Source organism: Citreimonas salinaria, from assembly GCF_900107235.1.
Classification (GTDB): domain Bacteria; phylum Pseudomonadota; class Alphaproteobacteria; order Rhodobacterales; family Rhodobacteraceae; genus Citreimonas; species Citreimonas salinaria.
Window position 1 is genome coordinate 1 of the sequence record NZ_FNPF01000010.1, and the last position, 20602, is coordinate 20602.

Genomic DNA, 20602 nt, shown 5'->3' on the forward strand with positions numbered 1-20602 from the left:
CTTACGACACCCGCCGCTGCCATGCCTCCATCATCGACCGGCAAGCCACGCCGATCATTCCGATCCGGAAGAACGGGCGCCCCTGGAAGGAAGACAGCCCGGCAGCGAAGGCTCGGAACGAGACGCTACGCGCCACGAAACACTACGGCCGGGCGTTCTGGAAGCACTGGACCGGATACCACGCCAGGAGCCGCGTGGAGGCGAAGATGCGATGCCTCAAGGCATTCGGCGAGCGCATCGCCGCAAGAGATCCCGACCGCCAAACCGCCGAAATCCACATCCGCGTCGCACTCATGAACCGCTTCTCAGCCCTCGGCACCGCCGAGATCGTTCGCGTGGCATGACATCAGCGGGGAAAGGGGAAGTCACGCCTTAGGCGTGAGTTACGCAACAATACCCATCCACAGCGAAGACCTGGATTCCGCCAAAGCTGCGACGAACGAGGGGCCAATGGCGTCGGGCGACTACTTCGACGCCGGCAGCTTCGAAGATTTGCTGACACGCATCGAGATGCATGGGAACAATCAGGTTGAACCAAAGACAATCGAGCGCCTCACACTGACGGTGGTAGCCCAGACCGGGTATTCGGCCACGACCTCGGCCGGGTCGAAAGCCTACAGCGTGATACGCGAGGGCGACGAAGCGGTGTTTCAACCAGAGAAGATGTCGACCAAGCAGCTGCGCGGGTGGTTCGCACGCCGCAGGCTCCAGAAGCGCCTCGAGTCCGAGATGAAAGATGCCCTCTGATCCAGAGAAACCGTCCAGCGACAAGGCCACTACTGCGACGCGCCGGAACGTTCGGGTGAGGCCGCGCCACTGTACAGGCCAGGCTGCTGGAGTCCGCGTACCCCACTGACTGGAACTGCTGCTGAATCCCGCCGTTGTCCGGGAAATGGAAGGAGTTGCAGCTATGACTAAGCAAGACGGAACCAACCCTCTCGTGCCCAGCGACGAAGGTGACAAGAAGGGGCTCGAGCTTGGCCGAGCTCAGGGCGAGGCGCTGACACGCACGCTGCGCCACATGACCGACGAGATCGCCCATGACGGGCGCGAGGTGCAATCGGGAGAGTATCTTGTCGCGTACGCCGTCGAGGAAGCCGAAGGCATGTGGGTTCCCAAGGGCGGGGACTTGGAATGGACCGAGCCCGATGACGAGAACGCGCATATCGAGGTCGCCGTTCGGGATGCAGCCGACGGGCGCCTGATCCCCGGCCTCAAGGTCGAGGCGACGGTGATCGACGGCGACGGGAAGGAGATCGGCACGCATGAACTGCCGTTCCTGTGGCACCCCTACCTGTATCACTACGGCCGGAACTGGACGCTGCCGGCGGATGGATCCTACACCCTGAAGGTGCGCTTCGAGGCGCCAACGTTCTCGCGCCACGACGAGAAGAACGGACGGCGCTTCCTGAAGGGGGCAGAGGTCACCTTCGACAATGTCAAGGTCGAACGCGGGCAGGACTGAACGGTGCCCGCTTCGAGCAGCGCTTGGTCGGGGGCGGGGATCTACCGCCACCACCGCTTGGGCTTGCCTTGGTGCGGTTGATCCTTCAGGGGCCTGTGGCTGCCAGTCGAACAGTCGCGGGGAAAAGGCTACCCGGCTCGCGAATGGCAGCCATCCGCATCCATCGCCGCCGTCGGCCATACGGCTTAGTCACGGACTCACTGCGGTCGTGACAGGTGCGATCGCCGTGCAAGACCCCGGCGCCGACGTTCTGGAACGGGTGTAAGGCCGCGCCGAGCTTCACCGAACCGCCATTGGTCCGCGGCGCGACCTCGGCACGGCTCGTTCAGCGCCTGCGGAAATGCTGTATGCGCGTCGCCTTCAGAGCATTTTCACCATGGATTTCCCAGGCTTCCATCCAATGCGCCAGTTCTTCATCGCTGTAGCGTTCAGCCGCTTCCTCGGCGTGGATGAGCCCATGTCGAACCGCATTCACCACCGCTGCTTTACGCGACGCTACCCACCGCTGTGTATCCGTATCAGGCAGATCGTCTCTCGTCATCACGGAGCCGTCCAGCAACTTCACCAATCGAGGCCCTGCAGTCTTCTTCAGGCACATACCGATCCCACCACGGCAGACGCACCCAATTGGTCATGGTGACATTAAGGTAGGCCTAAGCGCGGGCTGGGATAAAACACGCACTTTCTGAAAATGCACCAGACGCAGTCCTCGGAGCGTAAGCGATCAGCCGGCGTCCTCTGCTACGGAGCTTGAGGCGGGAGAGATTTTGCGCGGCCGCACGGTCTTTCGTGCCGCATGCGCCAACCTGCCTCCGGGGCACCGAGCGGCGGATCATTGGCTGTCAGGAGTGGCCACGCGATCGATACCCTCGGGCTCGGTTTTGTTGCTGAGGATGAGCGCCAGGGGCCGGAGCGGCTCGAAGTGCGCCGATATGATCGCAATGGCGATCGTCATCGGTACGGCGAGTACGGCTCCGGCGATCCCCCACATCCAGCCCCATAGCAGAAGGGCGATCAGGACCACCAGTGGCGACAGCGAGACCTTTCGGCCCTGAACGCGCGGATCGACATAGTTGCCCATGATCTGCTCGATCACGAGCAGTCCTATTCCGACGAAGACCGCGGTGCCGAGATCCTTCTGCGCGAGGGCGTAGAGTACCGGCAGAATGCCCGCGATAAGAGACCCCAGCGTCGGGATGAAACTGAGGAAGAAGGTCAGCAACGCCCAGACGATCAGAAGGTCGATGCCGAAGATCCAGAGCCACACGACGTAGAGGAACGCGGTCATCACCCCCATGATGGTGCGCGCCCAGAGGAAGCCCCGGAGTCGTTGGGCGATCGTGCGAGCCGTCTCCACCACGCCCTGTTTGGAGGAGCCGTGGGATTCATAGGCGAACTTCTTGGGCCATCGCGGTCCTTCGATCAGCATCATGAGCGTCAGAAAGAAAACCAGGACAGCGGCACCCAACGTCGTGCCGGCGGCGCTCAAAACGGTCGTGGCGTAGCTGGAGGCCCATTCAGCAAGACGCGTGGAAAGCGAACCGCCCGCCACGCCGAAGAGTTCGCCGAAGCGCGAAAGGATTTCGTCAGAACCGGTACCTGTCGTATCGTCCGCCGGAGCGTCGGCAGCCGTGTCATCCTGGGGTGATGAACCGGTCTCAGGCTGCGGCGCACCGGCGGCCGGCGCCAACTCTGCGTCATCATCCTCTTCACCGAGTGACGGCAGCAGCTCAGTCGTTTCCCCGGAGCCCAAGGGAAACCGCTCGACGACCTGCTGAGACGCGAACCAGACGCTGCCCAGGAATACAAGCAGTGCCAAGAGAATCGTTCCCATCGCAGCGACATGCCCAAGCCAGGGAAATCTGTCCGGCGCCCGCTTGGTCCCCCAGCGATCTACGGGCGCGACGAGAAGCGCGAGAAAGATCGAGAAGACGACCGGCACGAAGAAGATTGCAGCCGCCCGCAGCATCCATCCGAGCAGAATGACGGTCATCACCGCCACGCATCCAAGCAGCATACTTCTCCAACGGGCCTTCTCATCGGGCTGAGAGGGAATGCCTGTCTTGTCCATGATACCTCACAAATGATGTCGGCTGCAGAGCGCAGCCGGTACAGCTGTCGCGCGAAGAGGCTTCGGCCGGTACCGGGTCAACAGCCGTTCCGTGTCCGATGTTCCGTCGAAACAATCGACCATGCGTGATGGCTCGCTCCGACTGCGGCTTTGCTGTCCCGCTCTTGGAAGGCGCCCAGCGTTCGGCAGATCGCAGAATTAGGACCTGAGGTTGATCAGCGTGAAGGCAGCAGCTCAATCCTGCCTCACAACGGAAGTTTGTCAGCCCGGGTAAGGTATCCGCTGCGAGTCGCACGAGTTCATTAAGCGCGTAGCTTAGGGATCCAAAGCAACCAGCAGGTCGTCGGACGCGATGTCGCGACAGCGATCCGGCAACGGGGGCAGATCGCAGCGCACATAGTCGCCTATCCGGTCGCCGTTGCGGGTACCGGCGCATCCGCCGATCCGGCAACGCATTTCGCCGCATTCCCGGAGAGGTCAGACTGCTGGCTGGCCCAAGCGTGGCTTGTCCGCCGCGCCTTCCTCCAGGAACGGACGGACGGCATCCGCCAGCTCGCGCGGCCAGAAATGACTCATGGTGTGGGCGATGCCGCTCAGGATCTTCAGCTGGCCTTTCGGCAGTAGATCCGCGACTGTCCGGGCCCACTCCTGCGATACCATCTGGTCATGCTCGCCACTGACAACCAGAGTGGGCATCCTGACCTCCTTGAGCTTCTGCGAGATGGGATAAAGCCGATAGGCGTTGAACGTGTCGTAGACGCGTCGAAACCCGGCCCTGCGATAGTCGTCGAGGAGAAGGAGCGCATCCGATTTGCTTGACGGCTCCATCCGCGAGTTCCGGATCCAGAGCTGCACCATTCGGCTTGCACCGCGATCGCCCGGTGCCGACGGGGGCCCCTGCAGCACGAGACGCTCGACGATATCCGGATGCCTGACGGCGCAGGCGACCGCCACCTGACACCCGTAGGATGTCGCTACCAGCGCGACCGGAGAGCTGCAGTAGGCCCTGACATAGGCGGCGGTGAAATCCCCCAACTCGTCGACACCGAGGGCTTGCGGGGGGCCTTCGCTGCGGCCGAAGCCTGGCTGGTCCGGCACGTGCACCTCGAAATCCTCGGCCAGTTCCCGGGCGCTCGGTGATTCAAAGCGACTGGACACACCTTGGCCGTGAATCATCACGACCGGCGTGCCGTCTCGCTTGTCTGAAGTCCGTGTGAAGGTCTTGAAGCCATTGACGTCGATGATGTGCTCGCTCAGCGGCGGGGCCGACCGGCGCGGCTCGCTCTTTGGTTTGATCATGAGTTTCCCTGATGGTGTCCGGTCTCGTTCTTTAACCGCCGTCGGCCCCACGAATGGTGTTCTGCCGTGCCGCGTCGGCGTCCGCGACTCTTCCGAGGTCGCTTGGTCCTCAAGACCTTGTGCATCCGTCGGTCCCGGCGACCTCCCTAACGGTGCTGTTGAGACGACGGATCGCTGTTCCGGCGGCAGGCTGGGCGGCGCCGGCACCGTCCGCCCGGAGCCGCGCCGGGTTGCCCGTACGGGCGGCGTGGTATCAGGGCCGAAGCTGCAGCTTATGCATGTTCATCTATCAGGTGGGCCGGCCGACGCGTCTCATCGGCGTAAGGGTGCTCTGCAGAAACGCAACGCGAACCGGCAGAAAAGTGGCGCCCCGGCCCGAATCCGGGGCGCCTCGGGGATGAACTCCGCCGGAGCGGATCAGTCCGCGGCGTTCTCCGGGAAGGTCACCGCCCGGAAGGCGTAGCCGCCATCGCGGTAGATGCGCAGCAGCAGGGGTTCGCCCTCTTCTTCCGCGGCCGCGGCCGCTTCGCGCAGCGCAGCGACGTCCGGCACCGGCTGGCCCGCGGCCTGCACGATCACGTCGCCCTGGCGCAGACCGGCCTCGGCGGCGGGGCTTTCGGGATCGACAGACGCCACCGCCAGACCTTCGAGGTCGGAGGGAAGCCCCATCTCGCTGCGCAACTGCGGCGTCACCGGCTGGATCGCCACGCCGATCGTCGGACCGTCGGGCAGTGCGTCCTGTTCGGGTGCGGCCGGATCGGTTGACATTCCCATGTCGGGACGCTCGCCCAGCGTGACCTCGGCCTCCTGCCGCTCACCGTCGCGCAGGTAGGTCACGGCCACCGGCTCGCCCACGGGCAGATCGGCCACCGCGAAGGTCAGCCCGCGCGGGTCCGAAACGTCCTCTCCGGCGACGGAAACGATGACGTCGCCCGCCTGCAGGCCGGCCTCGGCCGCCGGCCCGCCGGCGGTGGCGTCCGAGACAAGCACCCCGGTGGTGTCGGCCAGATCCAGCGCCTCGGCCAGTGCGTCGTCGATGCTCTGGATCTGGACGCCCAGCCAGCCGCGCTCGACGCTGCCGTCCTCGCGCAGGTCCTCGACGATACGCTGCGCGACCGCCGACGGCACGGCAAAGCCGATGCCCACGTTGCCGCCCGAGGGCGAGAAGATCGCGGTGTTCACGCCGACCACCTCGCCCGGCGCGTTGAACAGCGGCCCGCCCGAGTTGCCCGAGTTGATCGCCGCGTCGGTCTGGATGAAGTCGTCGTAGGGGCCCGAGTTGATGTCGCGCGACCGCGCCGACACGATGCCCGCGGTGACGGTGCCGCCCAGGCCGAACGGGTTGCCGATGGCGACCACCCACTGGCCGATTTTGAGATCGTCCGAGGACCCCCATTCGACCGTGGGCAGGTCCTCCTCGGCGTCGATCTTCAGCAGCGCAATGTCCGTCGCCGGGTCGGTGCCGATCACCTCGGCGTCGTATTCACGCTCGTCGTCGAGCACGACCTGGACCTGCTCGGCGTCGGCGACCACGTGGTTGTTGGTCACGACGTAGCCGTCGGCCGAGATGATGAAGCCCGACCCCTGGCTGCGCATGGGCCCCTGCGGCTGCCGGGGCATCTGGTCGCCGAAGAAGTCATCGAAGCCCGGCGGCATTCCGGGCATCCCCGGAGGCATCCCCGGCATGCCACCCGCGCTGGTCTGCGGCGACGGGCCGGTGGACCGGATGCCGACGACGGCGGGCAGCTTTTCCTCGACCATGGCGGTGAAATCGGCGGGCGCGGATCGCGTCGCCTCCTGCGCGGGCGCCTCGATCGCAGTCAGGGACAGGGCAAGCGCGACCGCGGCCGCGCTCATGCGGCCGGACTTGGGCATTGGCGACATCGGATGATCTCCGTTGGCTTGGGATGGTCGGTGCGTGGGGGTAACGCCGCGTCTCCTCTGCCGGTTCCTCGCGCCTGCGCCAGCCTGAACAAGGGACGACCGTGCCGGCGAAGGAAGGCGATCAACATCGGCAAAGACACCCCCGATTACCGCAGCCCAAGCCACAAACGGCGCGAGGAGATCACCAAAAACGAGTGGCGTGCTTTATCTCGCGGCACCGGTGCGGCCGGATGGCCGGCTCCACTGCCGGGGGACAAGGTGCGCCACCATTGAAGAAGCTGGAGGAAATTGACCGGAGGTTTGGCTCCGAGGTATCGCTGGTTGCAGCGCGGTCGAAGGGTAGAACGCCGCTGCACTCCGCCGCCGACCTGAGTGCTCTCGGCCGCCGGTTGTCATCATTTTGCCGGCGAAGCCGCCCTCGCCCTGCAGTAGCAGGCGAAGGATGCCGGTGATCTGGCATGCCGCTCTGATGGTAGGTAGGATCGGGTCGCCGGCGCGGCAGCTACAGCCTGTTGGCGGTGCTCTCGCACCGGCGGCTGCAAACGGGGGCGCTGACTGCGCCCCCGGCGCCGGATCAGCTCGACGACTCTGGCGGCAACGGCTTCTTCGGCGTGCTGTGGAGCCGCGGGTCGGTCTGGCCCAGCTCCGTGACGGTTTCGCCCAGCGGCTTCGGGTTGGCGAGGTATTCGAACTCACCTTTGCCGTCCGGCGCCGGACCTTTGGCCCAGCGGCCCTCGGCGCTTTCGGTTCCTTCAGAGCAGTTCCAGAACTGGTATGCGACCTCCGACATCTCGCGGTCCTGCGGGAACGTGTCCGACGCGGGGGTGGCGCCGAGGCCGTCCGCCTCGAGTTCCTCAATGGCAGCAAGCCACTGGTTCTGGTGCATCGTGTCCCGCGCGATCAGGAACGATAGCATGTCGCGCACGCCAGGGTCGTCGGTCATCTCATAGAGGCGAGTGACCTGCAGGCGGCCCTGGCTTTCGGCCGTTACGTTGAAGCGGAAGTCGGCGAGCAGATTGCCCGACGCGATCGTGTAGCGCGAGGTCTAAGGATAGCCGACGCTGTCGGTCGGCGTGGCGCCCGAACCCGAGACGATCGCGTGCTGCGGGTTCATGCCCGCGACCAGCACGTCTTCCAGCCGCGAACCACCCATGATCGCACCGACTGCCGAATTCTTGGCGGCCTCTTCGCGGGCCTCGACGGGCGAGCTTTCGAGAAGACGTGCGATCATTGTCGCAAGCATTTCGACGTGCGCGATCTCTTCGGTGCCGATGTCCAAGATCATGTCACGGTATTTCTGCGGCGCACGGAAGTTCCAGCCTTGGAAGAGATAGGTCATCATGACGCTGATCTCGCCCCACTGGCCGCCGAGCACCTCCTGCAGCTTTTTGGCATAGACCGGATCTGAACTGGCCCCCGTTTCGACCGGACACTTGGGCATAACCATGGAGGCTTAGGCATATGCCTAAGCACGTGCTTATGTCTGACTACGAGATCATCACCGATGGCGACCGTCGGCGCCGCTGGTCTGCTGCCGAGAAGCTGCGGATCGTCGAGGAGACCCTGGAGGACGGCGCCAGCATTTCGGTCGTCGCTCGCCGGAATGGCGTTGCTCCGAACCTGCTGTATCGTTGGCGTCGCCTGATGCTGGATGGGGGAGCCGTAGCCGTGTCCGAAGATGACGATGTGACCAGCAATCGGGCCGTTCGCCAGATGGAAGATCGCATCCGAGAACTGGAGCGGCAGCTCGGGCGGAAGACGCTCGAGGTCGAGATCCTCAAGGAGGCTCTGGACAAAACGCGCTCAAAAAAAACGCACGTGGCTTGCGAAGTCGCAGCCGAAGGACGGTTTCCGGTGAAGGTCGTGGCCGAGACTTTGGGCGTCTCCCGATCCAACCTCCATGCTCGCCTGACCGGGAGCGCAAAGCCGCGTCGGCGCTATCATAAAGCGCAAGACGCGGCCGTCCTGCCGCTGATCACAGCGCTGGTCGCGGCGCGCCCGACCTACGGCTACCGCCGCATCACGGCGCTCCTGAACCGCCAGCTCCGGGCGGAGGGCGGCGCGCCCATCAACCATAAGCGCGTCTACCGCATCATGCAGGCGCACAACCTTCTGCTGGCTCGCAGATATACCGAGCGGCCGGAACTGACCCATGAGGGCAAGGTCGTGACTATGCGCTCGAATATCCGCTGGTGCTCGGATGGGTTCGAGTTCACCTGCTGGAGCGGCGAGATCATCAGGGGCGCGTTCATCATCGACGCGCACGACAGGGAAATCATCTCTGGCGAGCCGTGGTGAATGCCGGCATCAGTGGCTCGGACATCCGCGACATGATGTTGGAGGCGGTCGAGCAGCGGTTCAGAGCCTACAGGACACATCATCCAGTCAAAATGCTGAGCGACAATGGCTCGCCTTACATCGCGAAGGAGACACGCATCTTCGCCCGCCAGATCGGCCTGAAGCCCTGCTTTACGCCCGTGAAGAGCCCGCAGAGCAACGGCATCTCGGAAGCTTTCGTGAAGACGCTGAAGCGGGACTACGTCCATGTGACGCCGCTACCGGATGCCGCCACAGTCCTCGAATTGATCGCCGGATGGTTCGAGGACTACAACGACAACCACCCGCACTCAGGGCTGAAGGTGCGCTCGCCACGCGACTTCATCGCAGCTCAAACCGCAACTGCCTGAGTGTCCGGCGAAACGGGGGCAAGACTAGGATCCGGCTTCTCCGGCTTCGCATTGTACTGGAACTGGTTGGCACGGAAAAACATGCTCTTTCTCCCTTGATGAACATGCGGATGAACGTGGTGCGAACGAGAGTGCAGAAGAGATTTTCCCCCAACCGCACCACGGAAATTGGGTGCGGACGCGGCCGGCCCGTCTAATGCGCGCCGCATAAGCTTATAGACCGGTTGCGTCCGCAAGGTCTTCGGCCCCCGCTGCCAATCCCATCGGAACAAGCCGCACTGGCTTTTCTTGTCTCCGCGAGAACCGATCCAGCAATGCAAAGGAAGCAGACCGATCATGACGACGGAGCAGATGCAGAACGACAGCGGTGGATACAGCGGCAACGGGTTCATCATGCAGCCGGGCCGCAACTGCTGGCGGATTGAAACGGCCGGTCGCGCCTCCTGCCTTGTCGATGGCGAAGCATATTTCACCGCCGCCAAACAGGCTCTGCTGAAGGCCCGGCACTCGATCCAGATCCTGGGCTGGAACTTCGCCGAGCAGGCGCGACTGCAGCCCGGGCAGTCCGACCCGCACTGGCCAGACGAGATCGGGGCCCTTCTCGAGACGCTGGCCGACGAGCGAGAGGGCCTGAGCGTCCACGTTCTGGCTTGGGACAAGACGCCGGCACTGGCGCTGGGTCGACGGGAACTGCCTGGCGCGCAGGCAGCTGACATGAATTCCGGCCGCGTGCGCTATAGGTTGGATGCGGCGCACCCTGCCCTTGCATCCCACCACCAGAAGGTCCTGGTGGTCGATGACGCGGTTGCTTTCTGTGGGGGCTTCGACCTTGCCGCGAACCGGTGGGATACGCGCGATCACCTTCCAGAGGAACCGCGCCGCCGGATGCCCACTGGACAACCGTACGAGGCACATCACGACGTGATGCTGGCCGTCGATGGCGATGCAGCACGCGCGCTCGGCGATCTTGCGCGGGAAAGGTGGCGGCTGGCGACCGGCGAGCCGCTCGCTCCGACCCCGCCTAACCCGGATGCATGGCCAGAGGACACCATTCCGGATTTCCACGATGTGCCGGTGGGAATTGTCAGGACTGCCCCTGCCTGGCGCGATCGTCCCGAAATCCGCGAGGCGGAAGCTTTGTTCCTTGACTCGATTGCCGCCGCCCGAGACAGCATCTACGTCGAAAGCCAATATTTTGCTGCGCCCCGGATTGCCGATGCGATGGCAGCACGCCTGAAAGAGGCGGATGGCCCCGACATCGTTGTCGTGAACCCCAAGCGCGCTCCCAGCGCCACCGAACAGGTCGCCATGGACACCGCACGCACCCGGATGCTGCACGATCTTCAGAAAGCGGACAAACATGGCCGTTTCAGGCTGTTCGCCGCCGTGAACGGCGATGAGGAGATCGTGGTGCATTCGAAGGTCATGGTGGTGGACGATGCCCTGCTGCGGATCGGGTCGGCGAACATGAACAACCGCTCGATGGGCGTGGACACGGAATGCGATCTTGCGATCGAGGCCGCCCGGGCGCCTGACGCGTCGCGGGTCCGCGGGCAGATCGTCGACGTCCGGAACGATCTGCTGGCAGAGCACCTTGGCGTTAGCGCGGACGTCTTCTCCGCGACGCTCACCGAGGAAGGATCGCTTGTCAGCGCCATCGACGCCTTGAATGGGACCAGCCGGCGCCGTCTGGCACATTTCGATGAGCCGCGCCCGAACCGTCTCGTGCCGGTGGAGCACAACGCGCTTCTGGACCCTTACAAGCCGCTCGGCCGGTGGTGGAAACCCAGTCGGCCTGGGATCTTCCTGGCGTCCGCTGCGATCGCGTCGCTTGCCGGACTGGCGTTGATAGCTCGCATCAGGAAGTCGTCACGCTACCGAACGTAGACCATTCCAGCGCCACGTGCCGCGCCGATCGTCGCCAGTAAAGTCGGCTCAGGCTCCCCGTTATGTCGTGTCGGAAGCGCTCATACACCAGGCCGGCGCGTGTAATCGGCGGGCATCGTCGACTGCGTCTTCTTCTGGTTTTCATTGTCGGCCTGAAAGATGCTGAACTTACCGTTCGGCTCGAAGAAGGCTTTCTCGACCTCTCCCACGTCGCCGATGCCTTGTTGACGAAGTTGCGACATCAACTCCCGTTTCGAGATCGTGCCGCGGCCGATGGCTTGATCGATCAAGTTCCCTTCCTCTATGACGAGGATCGGCTCGCCTTCGAGCAGATCCTCGCCGCGCTCGCTTTTGTCGGTAAGCGCGCTCATGCCGCGGTGGAGGAGCATGACAACGGTCAGCACCACTACTCCGTAGAGAAGAGGCACGTGGGCATAGAACATCGGGTCGCCAGCGGCAGAACTTATGACGATGATCATGATGAACTCGAACGGGCTAACCTGGCCGACCGATCGTTTCCCCACGAAACGCGCGAATATCAACGCGTAGAGATACATGACAGCAGTTCGGAACGCGATCTCAAGCAAGAAGAGGACGCTTGTCCCCTCACCGATGAACACGCGATACCAGTCGAACGGCTGGATGTTCTGAAGGCCTTCCACCCTTTCCCTTTCCGGCTGGTGCGCCGCCGCCCGCCGAGCAGTCTTGTCAGCTCTTCGCCTACGTGATGTGCGACCAAGCTCCGGCCGCCGACAAAGTTCCCGACCGCCACGATGAACAGCGACCAGATAAAGCCCTCGAAGCCAACGGCGGCTCCGAAGAAGATGCCGAAGAGAGCATGCAAAGACGTGATGATCACTGGTCGAACGGCCCGAGGGCAGGAACGAAGTGCATCACGTAGGCGACGAAGATCCGGCTGCTCACGCTGTTCACGACCTGCAAGTGGCGGACAACAGCGTCACCAGAGCGGCCCCCGCGGGCTTGGGCAGGCAGCCGGTCGTTTGACGCATCGCGCGCGATGTCCTCGGATCCTGATTATGGAGAATACCTTTCTGCGTCATCCTCAAGCGGCGGCGACGGTCCATCGGCGGGGGAGGTCTTTCCTGACGACACGATGTGGCTGCGTCAGGACCGGAGCGGGGAGCTTCGCGACGAGACAGCGCCAGCGTTACCTCTTGGCAGTTTCGCCAGAAGCGCCTGCGGCAGCCACAGCGGCGCCGTGCAACGCTCTTGATGTCCAGTTCGAATGCGGCTGTGTCTGCCAATACACATTCCGACTTGTTCCCGTAGCCATTTAAATACAGGCATTTAGGGTCAGCTTTGGTCTTGTGCGTTCCAGCGCCGTCCCCCATATTCCTATAAGGAATGGGGGACGAAATGGCGGACGGAAAATCGCAACCTCTCGCGCGCAAGAGTGGGCAGCATCCCGAGAAGGCGCTATCAGCCGCATTCGTGCGCACGGTCAAAGACCCTGGCAAATACTTCGACGGGCACGGCCTCTTTTTGAAGGTTGAACCCAGCGGCGCTAAGCGATGGGTGCAGCGCATCGTCATTCGCGGCAAGCGGCGGGAAATCGGCCTTGGTCCGGTTTCGCTGCTATCGCTCGCAGAAGCGCGGGAAGCCGCCTTGGAGAACCGCAAGCAAGCGCGCAGCGGCGGCGACCCGCTGAGCGACAAGCGCGCTGCCAACGCCGTTCCAAGCTTCGAGGAAGCCGCGCGGAAGGTGCACGAGATACACCGTCCCTCTTGGCGCAACCCGAAACACGCGGCGCAATTCCTCGCGACGCTGGAAACCTACGTCTTTCCTCGAATGGGTCGCGTCAGGGTTTCCGAAGTCTCGACGGGTGACGTGCTGGCGGTGCTGACGCCGATCTGGCTGACCAAGCCGGAAACCGCGCGTCGCGTCCGCCAGCGTATCGGCACTGTCTTGAAGTGGGCGGTTGCGCAAGGTTGGCGGCAGGACAATCCCGCCGACGCGATTTCGGCCGCCCTACCGCGTCAAGAGAAGGGACAGGAACCGCGCAAGTCCCTGCCCTATCCCGACCTTCCGCGCTTCATGGCTGACCTACGCGCGACCAAGGCAAGCGACCTGACAAAACTTGCCTTAGAACTGGTGATTCTGACGGCCTGCCGATCCGGCGAGGTGCGCTTGGCTCGATGGGATGAAATCGACCTCGACCGCGCCGAATGGACCATTCCGGCCGAACGCATGAAGGCGAAGAAGCCGCACCGCGTGCCCCTGCCCGAGCGCGCGGTTGCGTTGCTCTTGGAAGCCAAGGCGCTGGGCGAGCGCATGGGCGACACAAGCGGCTTGGTCTTTCCGGGCACCAAGGCAGGCAAGCCGATTTCCGACATGACGCTGACGAAGCTGGTCAAGGTTATGGGCTACGATGTGCACGTTCACGGCTTCCGCTCGACGTTCAAGGTCTGGGCACAGGAGCGGACCAACATGCCGCGCGAAGTCACGGAAGCTGCGTTAGCTCATACCATCCAAAACAAGGCGGAAGCGGCTTACGCGCGTTCGGACCTTTTTGAGAAGCGGCGAAAACTGATGTGCTCTTGGTCCAGGCTTTCTGCCCGCCAAGACGCGAAGGTGGTTAACTTATTAGCGGCATAACGGCATATAAGCCGGTTGTCCTCTCTGATGTTTGCTACATTTCCGAAGCGGCCGAATGGCTTTTCTTGGGCAGGCTACCCGAATTTGAGCCGAACGAACGCCGGGATGAAGCGCGGGCCGACCCATCTGAACATGACGAGTATATGGTGCCAATATTCGACGCCACCCTCTCGTTGTCTCCAACTGAGGCTTCACTTCTTGCCAAACGTCAGCGTTCACGATTACGAGAATGCCCTCGCCGCAACCTATGGGCGCTCAGCCGAAGATATCCGCCGTGACTCTATTGAATTTGAAAAGCGGTTCTCCGGCTCTGAGGACGATGAACTCAGACAAATGCTCAGAAAGAAATCTGCGGAAGATGAGGCTAACGCACTTCTTGCGGAGTTGCTTGAGACAATACACGAACCGATCCGGCGGTTTGAAGATCTAGCTAGGGCGAAACTCTTCATCGAACTTTCAAATGGAGCGCTTCCTGCGAAAGCATTTGAACCCCTGCTCGACGAAGAACAGGAAGTCCAATTTGTAAGGCTGGTTGACGTTCCAGCCTCTGCGTGGAGGCTAGCAAAGATCGACTGGGACAGGTCTGGCCTGGACTTTCAGGGGAAGGAATTTTTCGGCGCTCAAATATCGACCGCGATGCTTCTGGAAATTTTTCCAGAGCCTATGTTCCAAGGATTACCGGTAACTGGAACGAGATTTGGCGACACACTTCTACCGGCAGAAAAAATCCCGTCAGAAGGCGTGGTATCGACGCGCAGAAAATCGAGAGGCCGGCCCAAGGCTGGAGACGGCTTGCTCCATGTTGCCGTCCGAAATGAGTATAAGCGGCGTGAGGCTGCTGGTTTGCTGTCTGACAAGAAAGAAGCAAACCTTCAATCAACGATTGATTGGGTTGCTGAGACCTTTGAAGAAAAGGTAAGTCGATCTTCAGTGCAAAGGTGGACAGTCGGCAGCACCTCCGCCCAAAATTCTGCCCAGAAAAACGGCCCATAAGGAAAGCATTTCTTAAGCCCGAAAGCGTTGCATATCTGGGCTAAGTCACCCAATTTTTGGGCCAACTTCGGCGTGAACGCAACGGAATTAAACGGCAGTCTCCCGGCATCAATAGTAGCCGATGGAGCAAAAATGCCTGAGAAACACTACAGACGAGCCGCAGTCCAAGACATTACCGGCCTAAGCCGCAGCACGATCTACGCGCTCATGGATCGGGGCGAATTTCCGCGCCCGGTCAAGTTGAGCGCCCGCATCGTCGCATGGCCCGAAAGCCGCATAGACGCGTGGCTTGCCAAGCGCACCAAGGCCGAAACCTGAAACCCGCACCCCGGATGGGGCGCGGGCGGTATGATTTCGACGCGGCGTAAGACACCGCAGGACATATCTCATCGCGCACCGTCCGCCAAGACAGGACGTGCACAAATGACAAAAACGGACCGCTGGTTTTCCAGTCCGACCCAAGTTTACTGGTGCTGCAAGGCGCTCATCGAAGGCCGCTCGATCAGCCACAAAACCGAGATACGCGAGGTTCGCGGCTGGCGGCTTGCAGCGATCTGCGAACGGCTGCGGAAGCAATATCACTGGCCCATTCTGACGGAATACCGGGGGCCGGAAAATACGGCCTACTACCGGCTCGCACCGGGGACCGATCTGACCAAGCTGCGCTACCCAGCTTCCGCGCGCGCGCTGGCGGATGAGGTGGCGCGATGAGCAACCTTCAGATTGCCCGCTTGCGCCGCCGCTATGGCGTATCCGAAACGCTGGCACGCTCGCTCGCCGCCCTTGCCTATGGAGGCGAGCATGACTGTTAGAGGATACCGCCTCGACGCGGTAGGGCTGGAATACCAGCTCTACCTCGTGAGGCTCGCGGACGGCTGCCAAGAGGCCGCTACGCTGGCGCTGGGCACCTGTCGCAGCCCCAGCATCGCCTTGGCCTTGCTTGCCGCCCTGACGGCGCAGGAGGGCCGCCGATGAGCAGGCGCGACCCAAGGCGCGGCAAGGGATCGAAGCACGTTCAACTCGCAGAGTGGTTTCAGGCGCTTCCCGCCTGGGCCACGCTGAAGCCGGGGCCGCGTGCACTCTACATCGAACTCAAGCGCCGATATAACGGCGGGAACAACGGCAACATCCGCATGGCTATTCGCGAAGCTGCCGACCTGCTGAATATGCACCGCAACACGGTCGGCGGATACTTCGACGAGCTGCAAGAACGGCGGCTGATACGCGAGACTAGGCGCGGGCACCTTGGCGCGGAAGGACATGGCATCGCCTCAACCTGGGCGCTTAGCGAGTTGCCGACCGCAGAAGGCAAGCCACCCGATCTGTCGTTTCGCTCTTGGCAGCCAAATCAGAACCCCGTCACAAAATCCGGGCGCTCCTGTCACAGTAGTTGTGCACCGGCCGCCGATTTATCCGCAGTCAGTGAGGGGCCGTCACAGTGATTGTGCCATGCTCGATACCGACCCCGGCACGGTTTCTGTGTCATTCTATACATCTAGCCATAGGCACGGACCGCAGGGGGTGGGTCAAATCTCTACGGCCCGACCGGCCGGAACCGGCGGCAACGGCAGATTCGCGCGTCCGCAATTCAGGGATTTCGCACTTGCTAGGTCAGACTGGCCACTACGGAAACATCTGACCCATGCCTACCCCACGCGCAATCACTCTAAGCGGAGAGGCGCATCAGAGAACATAGGATAGCTTTCAAAGAAGCCCTTAATCTCCGAAGACCGACGTGCAGAGATAACCCTGGAAGCAAAATCCGAAGCTTGAGCAGTATAATAGTCCGCAAGTTGAGCATTGACGTCTCGCCCGTTCGTGAAGATGGCCGAGCTTTCAAACAAGGTTACGCCGGCGGAAAAGTAGTATCTTGGCGCCGTGGTTCCGCCATACCCAACGTAGCCTGGGTAGCTAACCTTGAACGTTGCGCTTACTGCGCAGACTGCGCCGGCTCGAAATCCATTAGCGTTTAATTCTACGGTTGGAGCAAACAGTGTGGTGAAGTATCCCCCTTCCACCACGGCTATGTCGCTCTGCTCTAACAGGAGGCGGACACGGGCAGACGTGTTTGAAGAGTTTGTCCAACATCCATCATTCACTTGGTCAAGCACAGCAATATTTGAATAGTTTACAGCGCCGAGGGTCAGGTCAGCTCCTAGAACGTGCGGAGTTTCCTCAGCATCGGCGGCACTAAAGCTGACCGCCAGGACGGCTGCAGCAAGCAGTGAGCGCAAATCCGTTCCTCTCATCCTCTTATCGTTCATGGCGAACCTTCCAGGTTGTCAGTCTTGCATACAGGACGAGGAAGAACGAAAATTCAAATGATTTCGGAGAAATTGGGGAGGCGTATGGGCGGCTTAGGAAGCGGGAACCATCACCGATGGGGCACACGGCCGACCACGGAGGGCTACCGTCGGATTGATGTTCGGCGGTGGTCCCGCGACGGCCTCTTGCGCCCCGGCTCGCGGTTCGCTTGGCAATGGTCGTGCCAAGGGGAAAAAATTGGCTCGATCAATGCGGCGGCTGGCGATGGCGTCGTGACGCTCGACTATCGGACGCGAGACAGCGGAGGCGAGTGGCAACCTATGCGCTACGCGGTGACCCTCGACACCACACGTTGCAACCTGGGCGGCGCGCGAAGGTGGTTTCTCTGCCCAGCGCGCGGCTGCGGACGCCGTGTGGCGGTGCTGTATGGCGGAAAGGTCTTTGCCTGCCGTCACTGCTATGGCCTCGCATATCCATCCCAGAGCGAAAGCGCCTCTGACCGGGCGGCACGTCGCGCCGACCGCATCCGCGAGCGGCTCGGATGGGAACCGGGGATATTGAACGGCTACGGCGGAAAACCGAAGGGGATGCACTGGCGCACCTTTGAACGGCTGGTAACCGAGCACGACAAGTGGTCCGACCTGTCATGCGCCTTGATGTTCGGCCGACTTGCATGGCTGTCGGGCGCTGGGCGGTGACACCCCCCATACCTTGACGGAATGGGGGCCATTATGGGGGACGAACTGCCAACTAATCTCTTATTTCAAAGCCAAAACAGTATCTTAAGTAGCTGTATTGGCGGAGGCTGTGGGATTCGAACCCACGGGACGCTTTCACGCCCAACGGTTTTCAAGACCGCCGCATTCGACCGCTCTGCCAAGCCTCCGTCACGGGAAGCAGGTAGCCTGCAACACGCGATTCTGGAAGCCGTTCGGACGCGGGGTTCGGGAGTGCAGATTGGTGTTGCGGGCCGGGTTGGCGCGGTGGTAACGAAATGCCAGCGGCGGGTATGATGTAATGGTAGCCTGTCAGCTTCCCAAGCTGAACGCGCGGGTTCGATTCCCGCTACCCGCTCCAGCCATCCACAACCTCGGCTTGTGCGTCTCTTGCGCCGGCGACGGCCCATCGTCACGCCGCCGCCCGCATCCGCTGCCGCAACGTCGCCACGCCGGTCCGCACCGAGTGCGAGATCGGCCCCAGTCGCGGCGCGTCGCGCAGCGTCGCCAGCAATGCGGCCCCCGGCCGTCCGCTGCGCGCCCAGTGCTGGCGCGCCAGCACGGCGCGCGCCGCGGGTGGCAGCATGCCGGGCACGTCCTGGCCCGATATCTCGCCCCAGATGCGGGTCCAGCAGCGCGCCACGCTCCACGGGTTGTAGCCACCGCCACCGCCCACGATCAGACGCGGCGAAAGCAGGCGCAGCGCGTGCAGGGCCGCGACGTGGCTTTCGTTCGACAGCGCCAGCCGGGACAACGGGTCCTCGGCCAGTGCGTCGGCGCCGCATTGCAGGTAGATCGCGCCGGGGCGGAAGGACTCGACGGCCGGCACGATCGCTTCGTGCAGGACCATCGCGAACTCGATATCGTTGAACCCGCGCGGCACCGGCAGGTTGAACGCGGCGCCGCCGGCGGTGTCGTCCAGCAGGCCCGTCATGGGCCACCGCCCCGCCTCGTGAACCGAGAACATCCGCACGCGGTCCGAGCCGTCGAAGGCGGCCTCGACCCCATCGCCGTGATGCGCGTCGATGTCCACGTAGGCGACGCGGTCGATGCCCATCTCGAGCAGGCGCCGGATCGTGATGACCGGCTCGTTGAGATAGCAGAAGCCGGAGGCGCGGTCGGGCATGCCGTGATGGGTGCCGCCGCCGGGATTGAGGACCACGCCACCGCGCGCGACCAGCTCGGCGGCCAGAAGCCCGCCGCCGACGGCGGTGGCGGGGCGGCGAAACATCTCGGCGAAGACCGGGTTCGACATGGTGCCCAGCCCGTGCCGCGCGCGGATTTCGGGATCGACCGCGCCTTCGGCCTCGGCCCGGTGCAGGGCCGCGACGTAGGCAGGCGTATGAAAACCGGTCAGCGCAGCGGGCTTGGCGCGGGGCGAGGTGCGGTAGCGCTCGGGCGGAAGCCAGCCCAGCGCGCGCGACAGGTCGATCACCGCCGGCACACGCTCGATCGACAGCGGGTGCAGGCGGCCGTAGCGCGAGCCGCGATAGATGGTCGATCCGATGAACCACGCCATCCGGGGCAGTCTAGTCCGAAGCGGCGACCGGCCAAGGCGCGCCGTGCAGGAAGGCGACTTGCGCGCGCGGGCAGTTTACACTCTCCTGCGGAGCGGCATAGAACCGCGTCATGCCGAGAATGCGTATGATCCTGACCACCGCGGCGCTGCTGGCGCTGGGCCTCGCGGGGGGCGAGATCGCCGTGCTTCTGGGCCTGCCGATGCCATGGATGCTGGGCAGCCTCGCGGCCTGTGCCGGGCTGGTGCTGCTGGTCAAGCCCGCCGCGCTGGATGGCTATTCCTTTCCGATGCGGTTCCGCAGCGGCTTCGTCGCGCTGATCGGCGTGATGATCGGCACCCAGGTGACGCCGGAATTGCTGCGCCTGGCCGGAGAGCTGCCATGGACCTTGGGCGGCCTAGTGCTGTTCGTGTTCCTGGCGCACATGGGCAACATGGCGGTGTTCCGGCGGCTGGGCGGCTACGACCGCGCCACCGCCTTCTACGCGGGCACGCCCGGCGGGCTGATGGAGAGCATCCTGCTGGGCGAAGGCGCCGGGGCCGACACGCGCATCCTGACCGCGCAGCAATTCCTGCGCATCATCGTCACCATCACGGTGCTGCCGCTTGGCCTGTCGTTGTGGATGGGAGAGCCGGTGGGCAGCGCCGCCGGGCTGAACCTGGCCGCGGGCGATGCCGAACCCGCCGATGCGCTGGCGATCGCGCTGATCGCGACCGCGGCGTTCGTCGGCATGACGGGCGCGCACCTGCTGCGCCTGCCGGCGGCGCAGCTGACCGGGCCGATGTTCCTTGCTGCCGCCGCGACGCTGACCGGCGCCATCGACCTGCACCTGCCGGTCTGGATGATCGCGGCGGCGCAGATGGTGATCGGCGTCAGCCTCGGTCTGCGCTTCAAGGGCATGGGGGCGGCACTGCTGCGCCGCTCGGCGGGATTGGCGGTGATATCGGTCGGCTACATGCTGGTGCTGGGCGCGGCGTTCGCCGCGATCCTGACCGCGATCACCGGGATCGAATGGCTGCACCTGCTGATCAGCTTCGCCCCCGGCGGCGTGGCCGAGATGTCGGTGATCGCGCTGAGCCTCGCGGCCAACCCGGCGCTGGTCAGCCTGCACCACATCCTGCGCATCCTGCTGACGGTCGTGGAACTGTCGGTGCTGGCGAAGGTCCTGGGCCTGAAAGGCGCCGGCTGAGGCCGTCCGCTGT

Annotated in this window: 20 protein-coding genes, 2 tRNA genes and 1 pseudogene; 14 read left to right on the forward strand and 9 right to left on the reverse strand. The window is 63.3% G+C overall.

Features of this window, described 5'->3' with window-relative positions:
- From BLW27_RS12730 to BLW27_RS12740, 3 genes are all read left to right on the forward strand, one after another.
- On the forward strand, window positions 1-344 hold a 344-nt coding region (locus tag BLW27_RS12730; RefSeq protein ID WP_143042256.1), incomplete at its 5' end, for a transposase.
- A 106-nt stretch (window positions 345-450) separates the two neighbouring features.
- On the forward strand, window positions 451-747 hold the full coding sequence (locus BLW27_RS12735; protein WP_089883778.1) for a hypothetical protein: 297 nt from the start codon (window positions 451-453) through the stop codon (window positions 745-747).
- A gap of 163 nt (window positions 748-910) precedes the next feature.
- A complete protein-coding gene (locus BLW27_RS12740; RefSeq protein WP_177177894.1) occupies window positions 911-1465 on the forward strand; it encodes an iron transporter in 555 nt (184 codons plus the stop codon).
- Window positions 1466-1790: 325 nt separating this feature from the next.
- Here BLW27_RS12740 and sciP read toward each other — a convergent pair whose 3' ends face one another.
- The 5 genes and pseudogenes from sciP to BLW27_RS12765 all read right to left on the reverse strand — a co-directional run bounded on the left by sciP (window position 1791) and on the right by BLW27_RS12765 (window position 8166).
- The gene (sciP, locus tag BLW27_RS12745; RefSeq protein ID WP_089883780.1) at window positions 1791-2063 is read right to left on the reverse strand and encodes a CtrA inhibitor SciP; all 273 of its coding nucleotides are present in this window, start codon (window positions 2061-2063) and stop codon (window positions 1791-1793) included.
- Window positions 2064-2297: 234 nt separating this feature from the next.
- A complete protein-coding gene (locus BLW27_RS12750; RefSeq protein WP_089883781.1) occupies window positions 2298-3536 on the reverse strand; it encodes an AI-2E family transporter in 1239 nt (412 codons plus the stop codon).
- Window positions 3537-4013: 477 nt separating this feature from the next.
- Window positions 4014-4835, reverse strand: coding sequence for an alpha/beta fold hydrolase (locus BLW27_RS12755; protein ID WP_089883782.1), 822 nt, complete (start codon window positions 4833-4835; stop codon window positions 4014-4016).
- A gap of 417 nt (window positions 4836-5252) precedes the next feature.
- Window positions 5253-6719, reverse strand: a complete 1467-nt coding sequence (locus BLW27_RS12760) for a Do family serine endopeptidase (RefSeq protein WP_089883783.1) — start codon at window positions 6717-6719, stop codon at window positions 5253-5255.
- A 574-nt stretch (window positions 6720-7293) separates the two neighbouring features.
- A pseudogene (locus tag BLW27_RS12765) lies at window positions 7294-8166 on the reverse strand (manganese catalase).
- 14 nt (window positions 8167-8180) lie between these two features.
- Here BLW27_RS12765 and BLW27_RS12770 point away from each other — a divergent pair.
- Both BLW27_RS12770 and BLW27_RS12775 read left to right on the forward strand, forming a co-directional pair.
- Window positions 8181-9406, forward strand: a protein-coding gene (locus BLW27_RS12770) for an IS3 family transposase (protein WP_089883784.1) whose coding sequence is annotated in 2 segments (ribosomal slippage) — window positions 8181-9000 and window positions 9000-9406 — 1227 coding nt in all. Because the reading frame shifts where the segments join, the coding sequence is not laid out codon by codon here.
- Window positions 9407-9742: 336 nt separating this feature from the next.
- Entirely contained in the window at window positions 9743-11293 is a 1551-nt protein-coding gene (locus tag BLW27_RS12775) for a phospholipase D-like domain-containing protein (protein ID WP_089883785.1), read from the forward strand.
- A gap of 80 nt (window positions 11294-11373) precedes the next feature.
- On the opposite strand, the gene BLW27_RS12780 is transcribed toward BLW27_RS12775, so the two are convergent.
- On the reverse strand, window positions 11374-11955 hold the full coding sequence (locus BLW27_RS12780) for a DUF421 domain-containing protein (RefSeq protein WP_089883786.1): 582 nt from the start codon (window positions 11953-11955) through the stop codon (window positions 11374-11376).
- 715 nt (window positions 11956-12670) lie between these two features.
- Between BLW27_RS12780 and BLW27_RS12785 the strand changes: the two genes are divergently transcribed.
- The 6 genes from BLW27_RS12785 to BLW27_RS12805 all read left to right on the forward strand — a co-directional run bounded on the left by BLW27_RS12785 (window position 12671) and on the right by BLW27_RS12805 (window position 16344).
- A complete protein-coding gene (locus BLW27_RS12785; RefSeq protein ID WP_245710869.1) occupies window positions 12671-13909 on the forward strand; it encodes a tyrosine-type recombinase/integrase in 1239 nt (412 codons plus the stop codon).
- Between the two features lie 198 nt (window positions 13910-14107).
- A complete protein-coding gene (locus BLW27_RS20735) occupies window positions 14108-14902 on the forward strand; it encodes a hypothetical protein (RefSeq protein WP_143042257.1) in 795 nt (264 codons plus the stop codon).
- 132 nt (window positions 14903-15034) lie between these two features.
- Window positions 15035-15220 (forward strand): helix-turn-helix transcriptional regulator, encoded by a 186-nt coding sequence (locus tag BLW27_RS12790; protein WP_089883788.1) that lies wholly within the window; start codon window positions 15035-15037, stop codon window positions 15218-15220.
- A gap of 105 nt (window positions 15221-15325) precedes the next feature.
- A complete protein-coding gene (locus tag BLW27_RS12795; protein WP_089883789.1) occupies window positions 15326-15613 on the forward strand; it encodes a hypothetical protein in 288 nt (95 codons plus the stop codon).
- A 90-nt stretch (window positions 15614-15703) separates the two neighbouring features.
- Entirely contained in the window at window positions 15704-15877 is a 174-nt protein-coding gene (locus tag BLW27_RS21195; protein WP_177177896.1) for a hypothetical protein, read from the forward strand.
- Entirely contained in the window at window positions 15874-16344 is a 471-nt protein-coding gene (locus BLW27_RS12805) for a helix-turn-helix domain-containing protein (RefSeq protein ID WP_177177897.1), read from the forward strand. Before BLW27_RS21195 ends, BLW27_RS12805 begins: the two co-directional genes overlap by 4 nt.
- A gap of 219 nt (window positions 16345-16563) precedes the next feature.
- Here BLW27_RS12805 and BLW27_RS20740 read toward each other — a convergent pair whose 3' ends face one another.
- A complete protein-coding gene (locus BLW27_RS20740; RefSeq protein ID WP_143042258.1) occupies window positions 16564-17166 on the reverse strand; it encodes a hypothetical protein in 603 nt (200 codons plus the stop codon).
- Between the two features lie 273 nt (window positions 17167-17439).
- On the opposite strand from BLW27_RS20740, the gene BLW27_RS12810 reads away from it, so the two are divergent.
- Window positions 17440-17865 (forward strand): hypothetical protein, encoded by a 426-nt coding sequence (locus BLW27_RS12810; RefSeq protein ID WP_218141115.1) that lies wholly within the window; start codon window positions 17440-17442, stop codon window positions 17863-17865.
- A 98-nt stretch (window positions 17866-17963) separates the two neighbouring features.
- Here BLW27_RS12810 and BLW27_RS12815 read toward each other — a convergent pair.
- A tRNA-Ser gene (locus BLW27_RS12815) sits at window positions 17964-18053 on the reverse strand.
- A gap of 117 nt (window positions 18054-18170) precedes the next feature.
- Between BLW27_RS12815 and BLW27_RS12820 the strand changes: the two genes are divergently transcribed.
- Window positions 18171-18244: transfer RNA gene (locus BLW27_RS12820), tRNA-Gly, on the forward strand.
- Between the two features lie 51 nt (window positions 18245-18295).
- Here BLW27_RS12820 and BLW27_RS12825 read toward each other — a convergent pair.
- A complete protein-coding gene (locus BLW27_RS12825; RefSeq protein WP_089883791.1) occupies window positions 18296-19402 on the reverse strand; it encodes an acetoin utilization protein AcuC in 1107 nt (368 codons plus the stop codon).
- Window positions 19403-19527: 125 nt separating this feature from the next.
- On the opposite strand from BLW27_RS12825, the gene BLW27_RS12830 reads away from it, so the two are divergent.
- A complete protein-coding gene (locus BLW27_RS12830; protein WP_089883792.1) occupies window positions 19528-20589 on the forward strand; it encodes an AbrB family transcriptional regulator in 1062 nt (353 codons plus the stop codon).
- Window positions 20590-20602 lie beyond the last annotated feature (13 nt).

Bases quoted from the DNA above. Each gene is read 5' to 3' on its own strand.
- BLW27_RS12735 (WP_089883778.1), top strand. From the start codon at position 451: ATGGCGTCGGGCGACTACTTCGACGCCGGCAGCTTCGAAGATTTGCTG.
- BLW27_RS12740 (WP_177177894.1), top strand. From the start codon at position 911: ATGACTAAGCAAGACGGAACCAACCCTCTCGTGCCCAGCGACGAAGGT.
- sciP (WP_089883780.1), bottom strand. From the start codon at position 2,063: ATGTGCCTGAAGAAGACTGCAGGGCCTCGATTGGTGAAGTTGCTGGAC.
- BLW27_RS12750 (WP_089883781.1), bottom strand. From the start codon at position 3,536: ATGGACAAGACAGGCATTCCCTCTCAGCCCGATGAGAAGGCCCGTTGG.
- BLW27_RS12755 (WP_089883782.1), bottom strand. From the start codon at position 4,835: ATGATCAAACCAAAGAGCGAGCCGCGCCGGTCGGCCCCGCCGCTGAGC.
- BLW27_RS12760 (WP_089883783.1), bottom strand. From the start codon at position 6,719: ATGTCGCCAATGCCCAAGTCCGGCCGCATGAGCGCGGCCGCGGTCGCG.
- BLW27_RS12775 (WP_089883785.1), top strand. From the start codon at position 9,743: ATGACGACGGAGCAGATGCAGAACGACAGCGGTGGATACAGCGGCAAC.
- BLW27_RS12785 (WP_245710869.1), top strand. From the start codon at position 12,671: ATGGCGGACGGAAAATCGCAACCTCTCGCGCGCAAGAGTGGGCAGCAT.
- BLW27_RS12790 (WP_089883788.1), top strand. From the start codon at position 15,035: ATGCCTGAGAAACACTACAGACGAGCCGCAGTCCAAGACATTACCGGC.
- BLW27_RS12795 (WP_089883789.1), top strand. From the start codon at position 15,326: ATGACAAAAACGGACCGCTGGTTTTCCAGTCCGACCCAAGTTTACTGG.
- BLW27_RS21195 (WP_177177896.1), top strand. From the start codon at position 15,704: ATGACTGTTAGAGGATACCGCCTCGACGCGGTAGGGCTGGAATACCAG.
- BLW27_RS12805 (WP_177177897.1), top strand. From the start codon at position 15,874: ATGAGCAGGCGCGACCCAAGGCGCGGCAAGGGATCGAAGCACGTTCAA.
- BLW27_RS20740 (WP_143042258.1), bottom strand. From the start codon at position 17,166: ATGAACGATAAGAGGATGAGAGGAACGGATTTGCGCTCACTGCTTGCT.
- BLW27_RS12825 (WP_089883791.1), bottom strand. From the start codon at position 19,402: ATGGCGTGGTTCATCGGATCGACCATCTATCGCGGCTCGCGCTACGGC.
- BLW27_RS12830 (WP_089883792.1), top strand. From the start codon at position 19,528: ATGATCCTGACCACCGCGGCGCTGCTGGCGCTGGGCCTCGCGGGGGGC.